Genomic DNA, 764 nt, shown 5'->3' with positions numbered 1-764 from the left:
GATGCTACATTTATGCATCTCAAAGAAGACCATATGAGAAACTCACAATTAAAACCAGCCTATAATGTACAAATAGGTGTTGAAGGCGAATATGTAGTAGGAGTAGATATTTCTAGTGAAAGATCTGATCAGCTTACCCTGATTCCATTTTTAGAAAATCTAAAAGAGAACCTTCCAAGAAAATATACCAATATAGTGGCTGACGCCGGATACGAAAGCGAAGAAAACTATGTATATTTAGAAGAGAATAATCAAAAATCTTTTATAAAGCCTCAAGCTTATGAAGGAATGAAGAAATCAAAGTTCAAGAAGAATATCAGTAAAAGGGAGAATATGAATTATGACAGTGAAAAAGATGAGTACACCTGTTATAACAATAAAAAGCTGAAGCCTATCGGCATTAAAACTAGGAAGTCGAAGACTGGGTACGAAGCATCAGTAACAGTATATGAATGTGAAAGCTGCGAAAACTGTTCTTTTAAAGAAAAGTGTACCAAAGCAAAGGGAAATAGAAAAATGGAAGTATCAAAGGTATTTGTTGAAAAAAGATCTAAATCTTTAACAAATATAACAAGTAAAGAGGGAATACTTTTAAGAACTAACAGGTCAATTCAAGTTGAAGGTGCATTTGGAGTACTAAAAGAAGATTACGGATTTAGAAGATTTTTATCCAGAGGTAAAAGAAATGTAAAAACAGAGTTCCTTCTTTTATGTTTTGGATATAACCTTAATAAACTTCATTCTAAAATCCAGAATTGTAGGTG

Annotated in this window: 1 protein-coding gene; it reads left to right on the top strand. The window is 32.1% G+C overall.

Annotated features, from left to right (window positions below; genetic code table 11):
• On the top strand, positions 1-764 hold a 764-nt coding region (locus tag N4T77_RS20110; RefSeq protein ID WP_261673641.1), incomplete at both ends, for a transposase.

Source organism: Clostridium sp. CX1, from assembly GCF_025398335.1.
In the GTDB taxonomy this organism is placed as follows: domain Bacteria; phylum Bacillota; class Clostridia; order Clostridiales; family Clostridiaceae; genus Clostridium_AM; species Clostridium_AM tanneri.
The sequence above is the reverse complement of the archived record's forward strand: the minus strand, read 5'-3'. Positions and strand labels throughout refer to the sequence as shown.